The sequence below is a fragment of the Pseudoxanthomonas sp. PXM02 genome (assembly GCF_014851805.1).
Lineage (GTDB): Bacteria > Pseudomonadota > Gammaproteobacteria > Xanthomonadales > Xanthomonadaceae > Pseudoxanthomonas_A.
The window spans coordinates 647788-660435 of the sequence record NZ_JACVAK010000001.1; the positions used below are offsets into that span (position 1 = coordinate 647788).

9 protein-coding genes and 7 tRNA genes are annotated in these 12648 nt (G+C 65.4%); 2 read left to right on the forward strand and 14 right to left on the reverse strand.

Features of this window, described 5'->3' with window-relative positions; genetic code table 11:
* Positions 1-9: 9 nt before the first annotated feature.
* Complete coding sequence (locus tag IB225_RS20300) at positions 10-414, reverse strand: methyltransferase domain-containing protein (RefSeq protein WP_225583234.1); 405 nt, start codon at positions 412-414, stop codon at positions 10-12.
* A gap of 316 nt (positions 415-730) precedes the next feature.
* Here IB225_RS20300 and gloB point away from each other — a divergent pair, with 316 nt between their 5' ends.
* Complete coding sequence (gene gloB, locus IB225_RS03010) at positions 731-1510, forward strand: hydroxyacylglutathione hydrolase (RefSeq protein ID WP_192309628.1); 780 nt, start codon at positions 731-733, stop codon at positions 1508-1510.
* Entirely contained in the window at positions 1507-2682 is a 1176-nt protein-coding gene (locus IB225_RS03015; RefSeq protein ID WP_192309636.1) for a lytic transglycosylase domain-containing protein, read from the forward strand. Before gloB ends, IB225_RS03015 begins: the two co-directional genes overlap by 4 nt.
* Before the next feature lie 71 nt (positions 2683-2753).
* Here IB225_RS03015 and IB225_RS03020 read toward each other — a convergent pair whose 3' ends face one another.
* The 13 genes from IB225_RS03020 to IB225_RS03080 form a co-directional block, all read right to left on the reverse strand.
* Positions 2754-4730: a SurA N-terminal domain-containing protein gene (locus IB225_RS03020; protein ID WP_192309638.1), complete on the reverse strand. Its 1977-nt coding sequence runs from the start codon at positions 4728-4730 to the stop codon at positions 2754-2756.
* A gap of 156 nt (positions 4731-4886) precedes the next feature.
* Positions 4887-4963: transfer RNA gene (locus tag IB225_RS03025), tRNA-Asp, on the reverse strand.
* Between the two features lie 84 nt (positions 4964-5047).
* Positions 5048-5122 (reverse strand) — tRNA-Val (locus IB225_RS03030).
* A 34-nt stretch (positions 5123-5156) separates the two neighbouring features.
* Entirely contained in the window at positions 5157-5462 is a 306-nt protein-coding gene (locus IB225_RS03035; RefSeq protein ID WP_268793387.1) for an HU family DNA-binding protein, read from the reverse strand.
* Positions 5463-5646: 184 nt separating this feature from the next.
* The gene (gene lon / locus IB225_RS03040) at positions 5647-8097 is read right to left on the reverse strand and encodes an endopeptidase La (protein WP_192309640.1); all 2451 of its coding nucleotides are present in this window, start codon (positions 8095-8097) and stop codon (positions 5647-5649) included.
* A gap of 183 nt (positions 8098-8280) precedes the next feature.
* The gene (clpX, locus tag IB225_RS03045; protein WP_192271664.1) at positions 8281-9564 is read right to left on the reverse strand and encodes an ATP-dependent Clp protease ATP-binding subunit ClpX; all 1284 of its coding nucleotides are present in this window, start codon (positions 9562-9564) and stop codon (positions 8281-8283) included.
* 127 nt (positions 9565-9691) lie between these two features.
* A complete protein-coding gene (gene clpP, locus IB225_RS03050) occupies positions 9692-10318 on the reverse strand; it encodes an ATP-dependent Clp endopeptidase proteolytic subunit ClpP (RefSeq protein WP_192271666.1) in 627 nt (208 codons plus the stop codon).
* Between the two features lie 75 nt (positions 10319-10393).
* Positions 10394-11686 carry a trigger factor gene (tig, locus tag IB225_RS03055; protein WP_192309642.1) on the reverse strand — a complete coding sequence of 431 codons (1293 nt, stop codon included), beginning with the start codon at positions 11684-11686 and terminating at the stop codon, positions 10394-10396.
* A gap of 224 nt (positions 11687-11910) precedes the next feature.
* A tRNA-Leu gene (locus IB225_RS03060) sits at positions 11911-11996 on the reverse strand.
* 77 nt (positions 11997-12073) lie between these two features.
* A tRNA-Lys gene (locus IB225_RS03065) sits at positions 12074-12149 on the reverse strand.
* 75 nt (positions 12150-12224) lie between these two features.
* Positions 12225-12301, reverse strand: a tRNA-His gene (locus IB225_RS03070).
* Between the two features lie 36 nt (positions 12302-12337).
* A tRNA-Arg gene (locus IB225_RS03075) sits at positions 12338-12414 on the reverse strand.
* Positions 12415-12470: 56 nt separating this feature from the next.
* A tRNA-Pro gene (locus IB225_RS03080) sits at positions 12471-12547 on the reverse strand.
* Between the last annotated feature and the right edge of the window lie 101 nt (positions 12548-12648).

Below are 12648 nucleotides of genomic sequence, written 5' to 3' on the forward strand. Positions count from 1 at the left end.
GATCGAAAGTCAGGCCGCGGGCGCGGTGCGCCATGCGCGCGCCACCGGCGCGGGGGGAATGAGGCCGGCCACGCGCTTCTCCGCTTCCAGCAGGCGGGCGGCACGCAGCGGCGCGGGGCCATGGCCGGGCGCGTCCGCGACGCCCTTCCATACAGGCCCGTAATGCAGGACATGCTCCGAGGCGACCAGGCCGGCGGCCGCCAGTTGCAGCCGCCACTGGTCCAGCGCCCGCGGCACGAGTCCGACACCTCGCCAGCGAAGGCGATACGGACTCCAGGGGTTCAGCACGAACAGCCACAGTCGGCCACCAGGCTCGAGCACCCGCGAGCACTCCTGCAGCAGGGGCTGCGGATCGCCGGCATCCAGCACGTGCTGCAGCACGATCACGCCCACGGCCTCGGTGGGGAGCGGCAAGGGCAGTCCGCAGCGGACCTGTCCGGTCAGATGGCGGGACCCGGCACTGGCCTGCAATCGAAGGCCCCGTGTGGCCGGTGCGGTGGGCTGCATCGGCGCATCGGACCCCGGCGACACCCACAGCCAGGGCTGCGGGGTCCGGCTGGTGAGCGCCTGGCTGACCCGGGCCTGCTCCGAAGCCAGCAGCGGTCCGCCGTGGCCCGTCCCGAACCACGCCAGGGCATCGGGTTGACGGGTAAACGCGAACGCAGGCATGTTCGGATTGTAGAGGACGCCGCCCCCGGGCGTCCGTCCCCCGCCCGGAGCCGTTCCCCCGATGCGCCTGCTCGCCTTGCCTGCCTTCGAGGACAACTACATCTGGGCGCTGGTCGACGACGATGGCGACGCGTTGGTGATCGATCCCGGCGATGCGGCGCCCGTGCTCGCCGCCACTGGCAATGGCCTGTGGCCTGCGGCAGTCCTGATCACCCACCACCATGCCGACCATGCCGGGGGCATCGCCGCCCTGCGGGCGCGCTGGCCGACGCTGCCCGTCTTCGCACCCGAGGACGAGCGCATCCCCGATGCGACGGTTCGCGTGGGCGAAGGCGACGTCGTGCAGGTGAAGCACTGGCACCTGTCCGTGCTCGCCGTGCCGGGCCATACGCGCAGCCATGTCGCCTTCCACGGCGGCGGCACCGACGGTCCACCGCACCTGTTCTGCGGGGACACCCTGTTCAGCCTAGGCTGCGGGCGCCTGTTCGAGGGGACGCCAGCACAGATGCTGGCATCGCTGGAACGCCTCGCCGAACTGCCCGCGTCGTCGCTGGTCTGCTGTGGCCATGAGTACACGCTGGCCAATGGCGCGTTCGCCATTGCGGTCGACCCGCACAATCCGGCCCTGCGCCGACGCATCGAGGAAGCCCGCGGCATGCGCCAGGCGGGCCGCCCCACCCTGCCCGTCTCGCTCGCCAGCGAGGTCGCAACCAACCCGTTCCTGCGGGTGGATACGGAGGCGGTGCGCGACGCGGTGACCCATCGCCTGGGCCGCCCCCCTGCCGACCGGGTGGAGACGTTCGCCACCTTGCGGCAGTGGAAGAACGATTTCCGCGCATGATCCGACGAAATCCACTGCATATGGCCTTGCTGGTGGCGGGGCTCGTCTTCGCGCCCCACGCGGCGCTCGCTGCCGACCCGCCCGCCGAGCAGCAGCCCGCGCCGTCCGCGCCGCCCCTTGATCCGGCCAGCCTTCCCACCAGTCACCAGCGCAGCGGACTGGATATCTACCAGCGTTTCCGCGACGGCCTCGCCGATCCGGAGTGCGATAGCGAAGCGACCAACGGCCGGTGGAAGAAGCACTTCAGCCACGCCCCCGGACAGCTCGCGCGTGCCGAGGACGATGTGCTGCCGCTGTTCGGTTATGTGGTCGACGCCCTGCGCGAAGCGCACCTGCCGACCGAGTTCGCGTTGATTCCTTTCGTAGAAAGCGGCTACAAGCCGGGCGCCCGCAATCCCCAGGGACCGGCGGGGCTCTGGCAGTTCATCGGCATCACCGCGCGCAACCATGGCGTGCCGATGCGCGAGGGCTACGACGGCCGGCTGTCACCGGTGGACTCGACACAGGCCGCCGTCCGCTACCTCAAGACCCTGCATGGCATGTTCGGCGGCGACTGGCGGCTGGCGGTGATGGCCTACAACGCCGGCGAATACCGGCTGCTGCAATCGATGCGTCGCGCCGGCATGAATGCCCGCAATGCACGACCGGCGGAACTGCCCGGCCTGTCCGGCATTACCTATGCCTATGTGGAGAAGCTGCACGCGCTGGCGTGCATCTTCCAGCAGGCCGATGATCGCGATGCCTGGCTCAAGCAGATGGACCGCCCAGTGCCCCGCCTGGCGGCGCACACCCTGCCAGGCGACGCGACCCTCGAAGCGTGGGCCAGGCAGCAACAGCAGCCCGTGGCCCTGCTCAAGCGCCTCAACCCCGCCTTGGTGGGCCGTTTCAGTCAGGGCAGCCGGCCGATCCGTCTGCTGGCACCGACCAGCGAAGGCGCGGACGACGTGATCGCACCGACGTCGGTGTCAGCCGCGTCCACGTCCACCGCACCGACGGCCGCCGCCGACACTTCCTCGGCGCGCACGCATACCGTCAAACGCGGCGAGTCTGCCTGGACCATCGCACGCCGTTACGACACGACCTCGACGCGACTCCTTCAGATCAATGGCCTGAAAGCGGATGCTGTCCTGCGCCCCGGCATGGTATTGAAACTGGACGACGACACGGACTGACGCATCCCGTAGCTGCAAAAAAAGAATCCCGCCTGTTAGGCGGGATTCCTGTCGACCAGTGAGCCCGTGGCTCAGAGCCGCTCTTCGAAGACCTTGACCTTGAAGCGCTTGCGCAGCGCATCCACGTAGGCCTGCGTCGCGACACCGCCATTGAGCTGCATCAGCTGTTGCTGCAGCGTCTCGCGCTCCTGCGGCGGCATGTCGGCGATGGCGCCGTCGGTCACCTTGTTGACGGTGAAGATGGCATAGGCACCGTCGCCCAGTGCGACCTTGCCCGCGACGGCCTTGCCTTCTGCAGGACGACCCGCCGCGAAGATCGCGTCGTTGGCCTCTGCGGTGGGCATCGGCATGCCGCGGCGCAGACCCGGCAGCTCATTGAAACGCAGGCCGTCCGCAGCAGCGACCGTCGCCAGTGCTTCGCCCTTCTGTACGCGTGCCACCAGTGCATCCGCCGCGGCCTGCGCAGCCTTCTCCTGCCGGTCCGCACGGATGGCCAGCACCACCGCGTCGCGCGCCTTGTCCAGCGGCAGCGCCTGCTCCGGCGTGTGCTGGGAAACGCGGATGACCACGCTGTGGTTCGGCGCGACTTCGATCGGATCGCTGATGGTGCCGTCCTGCACCAGCGTGTCCGAGAAGGCCGCACGCATCACGGCGGGCACCGCGGCAATCCCCTGGGGAGCGTTGCGCGAGAACGGGCCGACCTTCTGCAACGGCAGACCGGTAGCCTCGGCAGCCGGCGCCAGCGCCGTCGGGTTCTTCAGGGTTTCGTTGACCACGCGACCGGCCAGGTCGTTGTAGGCGCGCTCACGCTCGCTGTTGGCCTCTTCGGTCGCCAGCTCACCGCGCACTTCCTCGAAACTGCGGCCGGTGCCGGGATTGATCTGCTTCAACTGCAGCACGTGGTAGCCGAAGTCGCTCTTGACCGGGCCACGGATCTCGCCGGCCTGCATCGCGAATGCCGCGTCCTCGAAGGGCTTGACCATCGAACCGTCCTTCGCGAACGGCGGCAGTTCACCGCCAGCATCCTTCGAGCCCGGATCCTCCGAGTTCGCACGTGCCAGCGCGGCGAAGTCAGCGCCCTCGCGTGCCTGCTTGGCCAGCGCAGCAGCCTTGTCTTCGGCCTTCTTCTGCGTGGCGGCGTCGGCACCGGCGTCGGCCGAAATCAGGATGTGCGCGACAACGCGCTGCTCGGGTGACATGAAGCGCGATTTCTCCGCCTCGTAACGCTTGTGCAGCGCTGCCTCATCGGCGACCGCGGTGACAGGCAACGTCGCGCCATTGATTTCCACGTACTCCAGCGAGACCTGTTCGGGCTGCTTGAAGTCGTTCTTGTGTCCGTCATACCACGCCTTGATCTGCGCATCGGTGACCGGCGCTGTGTCTTCGGCCACGGGCGGCAGCAGCGCGATGCCGACATCACGCGTTTCGCCCAGCAGCTTCCACAAGCGGGCCTGCTCGCCTTCGGTCACGAAATCGGATCCATCGATGGCCTGCGGCACGAGCATCATGCGCAGCCGCTCGCGCTGCTGTTCCTGGAACTGCAGCGGCGAGAGCGCCGGCAGCTGCGACGACAGCAGCAACTGGTACTGCTCGGGACTGAACTTGCCGTCCACCTGGAAGGCGGGCTCGCTCATGATCATCTTCTGCACGGCGGCATCGCCCACGACGATGCCTGCGCGCTTCGCACCCAGCGCCAACGCCTTCTGGTCGATCAGCTGCTCAAGCACCTTGCGCTTGTTGTCGGCGCTCTCGAACTCACGCGGATCGAATGCTTCGCCCAGCGCCTGGCGCTGCTGCTGCCGCGCCTGCTCGAAAGCGGCGCGGAAATCGTCCTGCGTGACCTCTTCGCGCTGCCACAGCATCGACACCGGCCACCATTGCGGCGCGGACTGCCACCACGTCGGCGGTGCCTCCACCAACGCCACGTCACTTGCGGTGCCGCCGGTGACGTATTCGTTCACGCCGACGAAGGCGAACGGGATGATCAGCAAACCCAGGATCAGGCTGGCGATCCAGCCGGAGGTTTTGTCGCGGAGTTTCTGCAGCATGTGCGCACGGGACCCGAATTCGTTCAGCCGTGCAGTTTAGCGCGCCCGGGGACTGGCGTCTCGCCGCCCGGCGGATCCGATGGCGCCCGGTGATGCTGCATGCCGACCGGATTGCGGACAGCAAAAAGCCCGCTTTCGCGGGCTTTTTGGGTGAAATGGCGGAGTGGACGGGACTCGAACCCGCGACCTCCGGCGTGACAGGCCAGCATTCTAACCGACTGAACTACCACTCCGCGCTGAGACGAACATTGTAAGACGATTTCAGCGCTTTCCGCTAGACCATCTGACAACTTTTTTAACTTTGCATCGCCCCGATGTGGTGGGTGCTGAGGGTTTCGAACCCCCGACCCTCTCCGTGTAAGGGAGACGCTCTACCGCTGAGCTAAGCACCCGGGTGATAACACCCTGCCATCGGCAGCGAGTCGATTAGTTTACGGCATCCTTCAGGGCTTTGCCAGCCTTGAACGCCGGGTTCTTGGACGCCTTGATCTTGATGGTGTCGCCCGTCTTCGGGTTGCGGCCCGTGCGAGCAGCGCGCTTGCGGACCTGGAAGGTGCCGAAGCCGACCAGCGTCACGCTGTCGCCCTTCTTGAGGGCCTTGGTGATGCTGGAGATGACGGCGTCGACGGCGCGGCCGGCTTCGGCCTTGGACACTTCGGCTTCGTCGGCAACGGCATCGATCAATTCGGTTTTGTTCATTGAGTAACTCCCTGTGCGGCACAACCGCGGAATGAGTGACCGGAACCTCTGGCTTCGTTCGCCTTGCCGGAACCGGTCGTTATCTCCACGCGCTACGAAGCACTGCTTCGTGCATGCGGGTGACGTCGTTATACCAGCGCGAAAAATGCCACGCAAGCCGAAAACCCAGTAATGGCGCGGGTTTCAGGGCGATGACAGGCATCGCCCGTTATCCGGCTCAGTGCTTCACGCCGGGCTGCTGCGACCCCTTGCCACGCTCCTTCTTGGCCGTCGGCATGGTCCGCTCACCGCCATCACCACCCGCGGCGGGCGCGGGTGCGAGCGGCCGCTCCAGGGCAAGGTCGAGCACCTGGTCGATCCACTTCACCGGCACGATCTTCATGCCTTCGGTGACGTTGGCCGGAATGTCGGCGAGGTCCTTCTTGTTCTCGTCGGGAATGATGACGGTGGTGATGCCGCCTCGCAGCGCCGCCAGCAGCTTCTCCTTCAGTCCGCCGATCGCGGTGACGCGGCCGCGCAGCGTGATCTCGCCCGTCATGGCCACATCCGAGCGCACCGGATTCCTCGTCAGTGCGGACACCAGCGCCGTCACCATCGCTATGCCGGCACTCGGGCCATCCTTCGGCGTCGCGCCATCGGGGACGTGCAGGTGCACGTCGTGCTTCTGCAGGAACTCCGCATCCACCCCCAGACTTGCCGCGCGGCCACGCACAACGGACATCGCCGCGGAACCCGACTCCTTCATCACGTCGCCCAGCTGGCCGGTCAACAACATGCCGCCCTTGCCTGGCACCAGTGCGACTTCGATCTGCAGCAGGTCGCCGCCCACTTCCGTCCACGCCAGTCCGGTGACCAGGCCGATCTCGTTCTGCTCCTCGGCGCGACCGAAATCGTAGCGTCGCACGCCAGCATATTTCTCCAGGTTTTTGGAACTGACCTGCATGGCGGCCGCTTTCTTCTTGACCGGCTTCGGACCCGCCAGCGCGATCTCCTTAACCACCTTGCGGCAGATCTTCGCGACTTCACGCTCGAGATTGCGGACACCGGATTCCCGCGTGTAGTAGCGGACCAGGTCGCGGATCGCACTCTCTGCGATCTTCAGCTCATCGACCTTCAGGCCGTTGGCCTTCAATTGCTTCGGCACGAGGTAACGCTGCGCGATGTTGACCTTCTCATCCTCGGTGTAGCCCGGGATGCGGATTACCTCCATGCGGTCCAGCAACGGACCCGGGATGTTCAGCGAATTCGACGTCGCGACGAACATCACCTCGGACAGGTCCAGGTCGACTTCGAGGTAGTGGTCATTGAAGGCGTTGTTCTGCTCCGGATCCAACACCTCGAGCAGCGCGGACGACGGATCGCCACGGAAGTCCATCGACATCTTGTCGATTTCATCCAGGACGAACAGCGGGTTCTTGCTGCCGGTCTTGTTGAGGTTCTGCACGATGCGGCCCGGCATCGAGCCGACATAGGTACGGCGATGGCCACGGATCTCGGCTTCGTCACGCACGCCACCGAGCGACATGCGCACGAACTTGCGGTTGGTCGCCTTGGCGATGCTCTGGCCCAGCGAGGTCTTGCCGACACCCGGCGGACCGACCAGGCAGAGGATCGGGCCGCGCAGCTTCTTCACCCGCGACTGCACCGCGAGATACTCGAGGATGCGCTCCTTGACCTTCTCCAGACCGTAGTGATCGGCATCCAGCGTGTCCTGCGCGACCTTGAGGTCCTTGCGCACCTTGGTGCGCTTGTTCCACGGCACGCCGAGCAGCCAGTCCAGGTAGTTGCGGACGACCGCGGCTTCGGCCGACATCGGCGACATCTGCTTGAGCTTGTTGAGCTCGTTGCGCGCCTTCGTCTCGACGGGCTTGGGCATGCCGGCCTCGGCGATCTTGCGCGCCAGTTCCTCCAGTTCGTTGGGCGCTTCGTCGAGTTCGCCCAGCTCCTTCTGGATGGCCTTCATCTGTTCGTTGAGGTAGTACTCGCGCTGGCTCTTTTCCATCTGCGACTTCACGCGGCCGCGGATGCGCTTTTCCAGCTGCTGCACATCGATCTCGCCGTCGACGAAGCCGACCAGCAGTTCGAGTCGCTCGCCTACTTCGACGGTTTCCAGCAAACGCTGCTTGTCGCTCAGGCGCACACCGAGGTGCGCGGCGATGGTATCGGCCAGTCGGCTGGGCTCATCGATACCCGCCAGCGTCTGCAGCAACTCGGGCGGCAGCTTGCGGTTGGTCTTCACGTACTGCTCGAACAGGCCCATCAGCGAACGGGCCACGGCCTCGATCTCGCGCGGCTCCCGCTCGTCGGTGGAATCGATCTCTTCGCCCTGTCCGTACAGCGAGCCATCGCGTTCGACAACGTTCGACACGCTCACACGTGCCGTGCCCTCGACCAGCACCTTGATCGTGCCATCGGGCAACTTCAGCAGCTGCAGCACCTGCGCGAGCGTACCGACGGTATAGAGATCGGCGGCGGCAGGATCGTCCGTCTCGGCGGATTTCTGCGCCAGCAGGATGATGCGCTTGTCGGCCTCCATCGCCTGCTCCAGCGCACGCATGGACTTGTCGCGACCGACGAACAACGGAATGACCATGTGCGGGAACACCACCACATCGCGTAGCGGCAGGACCGGCAGGTCGAGGATCTCAGTCTGGGGACGGCGGGGCATGGGGGCTCCAGCAGGTACGGAATACAGGGGTGCGACGGCACCAATGGCCCCGTTATGGGGCCATCGCCAAAGGGATGCAAGAGCGTCGCCAAAACGCCAAGGGAACCGGCCACTTGCCGACGGACGCACAAAACTGAACAGGCGCCACGAGGGCGCCTGTCAGGGGGAGCACGATCTGCGGAATCACTCCGCCGAAGCGACCTTCGGTGCCGGTGGATTCTGGTAGATCAGGTACGGCTCGGACTTGTGCTCGATCACCGACTCGTCCACGACCACCTTGCTGACGTTCTCCAGCGACGGCAGTTCGTACATCGTGTCCAGCAGCACCGACTCGACGATGGTGCGCAGACCGCGCGCGCCGGTCTTGCGCTTCAGCGCCTTGCGGGCGATCGCCGACAGCGCGTCGGGACGGAACTCCAGCTCGACGCCTTCCATCTCGAACAGCTTCTTGAACTGCTTCGTGATGGCGTTCTTGGGCTCGGTGAGGATCTTGACCAGCGCGGTCTCGTCCAGCTCTTCCAGGGTTGCGACGACCGGCAGGCGGCCGACGAACTCAGGGATCAGGCCAAACTTGATCAGATCTTCCGGCTCGACCTCCGACAGCACCTTGCCGACTTCCGGCTTCTTCTCCGAACTCTTCACCTTGGCGCCGAAACCGATGCCGCTGGCCTCGGTGCTGCGCTGCTGGATGATCTTGTCCAGCCCGGCGAACGCACCGCCGCAGATGAACAGGATGTTCTTGGTGTCGACCTGCAGGAACTCCTGCTGCGGATGCTTGCGGCCACCTTGCGGCGGCACGCTGGCGACCGTGCCTTCGATCAGCTTGAGCAGCGCCTGCTGCACGCCTTCGCCGGACACGTCACGGGTGATCGAGGGGTTCTCGCTCTTGCGCGAGATCTTGTCGATTTCGTCAATGTAGACGATGCCCTGCTGCGCCTTGTCGACATCGTAGTCGCACTTCTGCAGCAGCTTCTGGATGATGTTCTCGACGTCCTCGCCCACGTAACCGGCTTCGGTCAGCGTGGTGGCGTCGGCAATAGTGAACGGCACATTGAGCAGGCGCGCCAGCGTCTCGGCCAGCAGCGTCTTGCCCGAACCGGTCGGGCCGGCCAGCAGGATGTTCGACTTGGCCAGTTCGACCTCGTCGTTCTTGCTACGGCTCTCGATGCGCTTGTAATGGTTGTAGACCGCCACGGCCAGCGTGCGCTTGGCGCGGTTCTGGCCGATCACGTACTGGTCCAGGACCTCGAGGATCTCGCGCGGCTTGGGCAGGTGACTGCGGGCGGACTGCGCCTTCTCTTCAAGCTCTTCGCGGATGATGTCGTTGCACAGCTCCACGCATTCATCGCAGATGAACACGCTCGGACCCGCGATCAGCTTGCGGACCTCGTGCTGGCTCTTGCCGCAGAACGAGCAGTACAGGATTTTTGTGCTGTCGCCGGAACGGCCCTGACGATCTTCGCTCATGCTGGTATTACTCGGTCGCTCAACCTGCCCGGGAGGGCTTGCGGTCGGAGAATAGCACACGGTCCCTGCGTGTCAGCCGGGTCCGTGAACAGGGGGATTTGGGCCAGAAAACCGCTCAATCCGGGGGTCAGGCCGACTGGATGGAATCGTCCGGGCGACGCTCGAGCACCTGGTCGACCAGGCCGTAAGCCTGGGAGTCCGCCGCGCTCTTGAAGTTGTCGCGCTCGGTATCGCGTTCGATGGTTTCCAGAGACTGCCCCGTGTGGTGGGACAGAATGGCGTTCAGCTTGGCGCGCAGCGTCAGGATCTCACGGGCATGGATGTCGATATCCGTGGCCTGGCCCTGGAAGCCACCCAGCGGCTGGTGAATCATCACGCGCGAATTCGGCAGCGCGTAACGCTTGCCCTTGGCGCCTGCCGCCAGCAGCAGCGCACCCATGCTGGCCGCCTGGCCCACGCAGATCGTGCTGACGTCCGGCTTGATGTACTGCATGGTGTCGTAGATGGCCATGCCGGCCGTCACCACGCCACCCGGCGAGTTGATGTACAGGCTGATGTCCTTCTCGGGATTCTCGGCTTCGAGGAAGAGCATCTGGGCCACGATGACGTTCGCCACGTGGTCGTCCACGCCACCGACCAGGAAGATCACGCGCTCCTTCAGCAGACGGGAATAGATGTCGTAGGCGCGCTCGCCGCGGCTGGTCTGTTCGACCACCATCGGCACCAGGTTGAGGGCTTGGGTTTGAATGGTCATCGGTTCTCGCGCCTGTCGTTCATGGAAGGGTCCGGCCTAGGATAGCCGGACCTTCTGCCCGGGCGGGCGCCCGGATCAGTTGCGGATGGCTTCCTGGAAGGAAAGCGCCTGCTCGGTGTGCTGGGCGCGCTCAGCGATCCAGTCGATCACCTGCTCTTCCATCACACGACCCTGCAGACTGTTCATCAACTGGGGATCGTTGCGGTACAACTCAATGACCTGCTCCGGCTCTTCGTAGGTCGAGGCGATCAGGCGCAGCGTCTCGTTCAGGCGCTTCGGGTCCAGGCGGAGCTGGTTGCGGCGGGCGACCTCACCCACCAGCAGGCCGACCAGGACGCGCTTGCGGGCGGCATCCATGAAGCCTTCGTGGGCATTGTCGGGGATCTGCACCTGCTGGCCCTGACGGCGGGCCTGCTCGGCGGCCTGCTGGACCATCACACGGGCCTCGTTCTCGACCAGGCGCGGCGGCATCTCGACGTGGGCGTAGGCAGCGATCAGCTGCTCGCCCACTTCACGGCGCAGACGGGTCATCAGCGCACCCTTCAGCTCGCGCTCGAGGTTGCTGCGGATGTCCGCGCGGAACTGCTCGGCATCGCCACTCTTCACGCCGAAGCTGCGGATGAACTCGCGGTCGACTTCCGGCAGCACCGACTCGGCCACGTCCGTGACCTTGACGTACACATCGACCTGCTTGCCGGCCAGCTGCGGCACGCGCCAGTCGGCCGGGAACGTCACCGACACGGTCTTCTCGTCGCCCTTGGCCAGGCCGACCAGCGCCTGCTCAATCTCCCCGAACATCACGCCCGAGCCAATCAGGGTGGCGCCCTTCTCGGCGCCCTCGGCCGGCATGCGCTCGTCGCCGGCCTGCGACCAGGTCTCCAGCGCCACGCGATCGCCTTCCTTCGCGCCGCGCTCGACGACCTGGAACGTGCGGCGCTGCATGCGCAGGTTGTCGATCATCTGGTCGATGTCGGCATCGCTGACGTCGGCGGTGTTGCGCACCACGTTCAGCTTGGCGACGTCGACGTCGCCGAAGTCCGGCACCACTTCGAAGGTGGCGACGAAGTCGAGTTCGCCCTCACCCTGCTTCTCGATGCGCGGATTACCGGCCAACTGCAGGTCCTGGTCGCGCACGGCATTGTTGAACGTCTCGCGCAGCAGGCCGTCGAGGGCTTCGGCACGCACCTGGTCGCCGAAGCGCTGCTCGATGACCTTCGCCGGCACCTTGCCTGGGCGGAAGCCCTTGATGCGCGCGGTGCGCGACAGCTCGCGCAGGCGGCCGCCAATGTGGGTGTCCAGACGCTCCGCCGGCAGGCTGAAGCTCATGCGGCGCTCGAGGTTGCCGACCGATTCGACCGAAACTTGCATACTCACTGACTCCTGCGGCCACGGCACTGCCGGGGCGATGTTGATAATCCGGGACGCCTGGGACGCAGGCGCAATGCCCCTCCCGGCGGAACTTGCTAGTTTCGCCGATTCCGGAGCGGGCTGCCAGCGGGGCGCGTGATGCCGGGAGGAATGGCCAGCTTGGCCGACTGCCCTGATCGAGGGGCGGCGCCGGAGAACCGGGGCACAGCTGGCCCCTTGAGACATGGTGCGAAAGGAGGGACTCGAACCCTCACGGGGGTTACCCGCTGGAACCTAAATCCAGTGCGTCTACCAATTCCGCCACTTTCGCAGGTGTTTCATTGTAGCCGGCGCCCCGAGCGGACCGGCAAGAAAAAAGCGCCCGGGGTCACCGGGCGCTTTCAGGTTTGGTGGGCCGTCAAGGATTCGAACCTTGGACCTATTGATTAAGAGTCAACTGCTCTACCAACTGAGCTAACGGCCCCAAAACATCAGACGCGTAGTGTAACCGCATCGTTTTTTTCTGTGAACCCCCGCAGTGCGGACGTCCTGCAATCAGTGGGGTGGCTGAGGGGACTCGAACCCCCGACATCTGGAATCACAATCCAGTACTCTAACCAACTGAGCTACAGCCACCACTGAAACCATCTTCCTCCCGGACCGCACCGGAGTTGGCGCGCCCGACAGGACTCGAACCTGTAACCGCCGGCTTAGAAGGCCGGTGCTCTATCCGGTTGAGCTACGGGCGCCCGGTCCGGATTGTCGCATCCCCGTCGTGCCGGAACACGCGGGATGTGCATCGTGCTGGTCGGGGTAGAGGGATTCGAACCCCCGACCCTCTGGTCCCAAACCAGATGCGCTACCAGACTGCGCTATACCCCGACGAGGGTCCCGGCATGGCGTCTGGACGCCAACGAGGTCGCGTATTGTCGGAACCTGCGGCCCTGCTGTCAAACGAAACGTGATGGCCAGCCGTGTGAGAT

What these genes read in the sequence shown, in the direction of transcription:
- gloB (WP_192309628.1), top strand. Translation starts at nt 731, where the DNA reads ATGCGCCTGCTCGCCTTGCCTGCCTTCGAGGACAACTACATCTGGGCG.
- IB225_RS03015 (WP_192309636.1), top strand. Translation starts at nt 1,507, where the DNA reads ATGATCCGACGAAATCCACTGCATATGGCCTTGCTGGTGGCGGGGCTC.
- IB225_RS03020 (WP_192309638.1), bottom strand. Translation starts at nt 4,730, where the DNA reads ATGCTGCAGAAACTCCGCGACAAAACCTCCGGCTGGATCGCCAGCCTG.
- lon (WP_192309640.1), bottom strand. Translation starts at nt 8,097, where the DNA reads ATGCCCCGCCGTCCCCAGACTGAGATCCTCGACCTGCCGGTCCTGCCG.
- clpX (WP_192271664.1), bottom strand. Translation starts at nt 9,564, where the DNA reads ATGAGCGAAGATCGTCAGGGCCGTTCCGGCGACAGCACAAAAATCCTG.
- clpP (WP_192271666.1), bottom strand. Translation starts at nt 10,318, where the DNA reads ATGACCATTCAAACCCAAGCCCTCAACCTGGTGCCGATGGTGGTCGAA.
- tig (WP_192309642.1), bottom strand. Translation starts at nt 11,686, where the DNA reads ATGCAAGTTTCGGTCGAATCGGTCGGCAACCTCGAGCGCCGCATGAGC.